A 1,727-nucleotide genomic window follows, 5' to 3' on the forward strand; every position below is an offset into this window, starting at 1 on the left:
CCGCGTACCGCACCCACGCCGCCTCCTCGGCCGCCTCCGCCGAGCGGGCATACACGTTCACGCTCCGACGGCCCGACTCCTGCGGAGCCCCCACCGACACCTGCATCGCGACCGTGTCCCGCTCGCCCAGCACCAGCGGCGCGGTCAGCGTCAGCTCCTCCACCACCTCACAGCCGACCTGGTCACCCGCCCGGATCGCCAGCTCCAGGAACCCGGCACCCGGGAAGATCACCGTTCCGGCCACCGCGTGATCGGCCAGCCACGGATGCGACCGCAACGACAAGCGTCCCGTCAGCACGACCCCATCGGAATCGGCCAGCCCGACCGCGGCGCCCAACAGCGGATGATCCGTTGTGGCCAGCCCCGCCGCCGCCACGTTCCCCGCACCGGCACTGCCCTCAGGCCAGAACCGCCGATGCTCGAAGGCATAGGTCGGCAGGTCGACCCGGCGTCCGCGCGGGAGCACCGTCTGCCAGTTCACCGGCACGCCGTGCACGTGCAGACGAGCCAGCGCCTCGGTAACGGCCTCGTGCTCGTCCCGGTCCCCGCGCAGTACCGGCACCAGCACCACGTCCGGACCCGGCCCGGAGACAGGTTCCGCGTCCGAGCCGGACTTTGAGGCGCTCGGGCCCGGGTCCGCCTCCAGCGTGTCCTGGGCCATGGCGGTCAGCACCCCGTCGGGGCCCAGCTCCAGATACGCCCGCACGCCCCGCGCGTGCAGCGTGCGCACCCCGTCGGCGAAACGGACCGTGCCTCGCACCTGGTCCACCCAGTAGTCCGGCGAGCACAACTGCTCGGCCGTGGCCGCCTGCCCGGTCAAGGTGGACACGATCGGAACCCGCGGCGCACTGTAGGTGAGCCTGCTCGCCAGCGTGCGGAAGTCCTCCAGCATCGGCTCCATCAACGGCGAATGGAACGCGTGCGACACCCGCAACCACCGCGTCCTGATTCCCCGCTCCTCCAGGGCCGCGGCCACCTCAAGGACCACCTCTTCGGCACCGGCGATCACCACCGAGGCCGGGCCGTTCACCGCCGCGACCGACACCTCCTTCTCCCGCCCGGCCAACAGCTCGGCGACCTCCTCCTCAGAGGTCCGCACCGACACCATCGCCCCACCGGCAGGCAACCCCTGCATCAACCGCGCCCGGCCCGCCACCAACACACACGCATCGGCCAACGACAACACCCCCGCCACATGCGCCGCGGTGATCTCCCCGATCGAATGCCCGGCCAGCACATCTGGCCGAACCCCCCACGAGGACACCAACCGGAACAACGCCGTCTCCACCGCGAACAACGCCGGCTGCGCCCACCCGGTCCGATCCAGCAACCCCGCCTGCTCACTGCCCGGCTCGGCGAACAACACCTCGCGCAACGACCCATCGAGCATCGGGTCCAGCTCCGCGACCACCTCGTCCAACGCCGCCGCGAACACCGGGAACCGCTCATACAACTCCCGGCCCATCCCCACCCGCTGGCTACCCTGACCGGTGAACAGGAACGCGAGCCTCGGCTCCGTCGCGGCCACCCCACGCACCACAGCGGCACCCGGCAGATCCTCGATCACACCCCGCAGCCCGGCCAGCACACCATCACGGCCATCGGCCAGCACCACCGCCCGATGCTCGAACACCGACCGCGTCGTGGCCAGCGAGAACGCGGTGTCGACCAGCCCCGGACCAGGCTCATCGGCCAGGACCGACGCCAGCCGCCCGGCCTGCGCCCGC

The 1,727-nt window shown here is 71.7% G+C and carries 1 protein-coding gene; it reads right to left on the reverse strand.

All coding sequences use genetic code 11. The features are described 5' to 3' along the window. Positions 1–1,727 (reverse strand): acyltransferase domain-containing protein (locus AB0J58_RS44900; RefSeq protein WP_364227949.1); only part of this gene is annotated, 1,727 nt, incomplete at both ends.

It is taken from the genome of Streptosporangium sp. NPDC049644 (assembly GCF_040675205.1).
GTDB lineage: Bacteria > Actinomycetota > Actinomycetes > Streptosporangiales > Streptosporangiaceae > Streptosporangium > Streptosporangium fukuiense.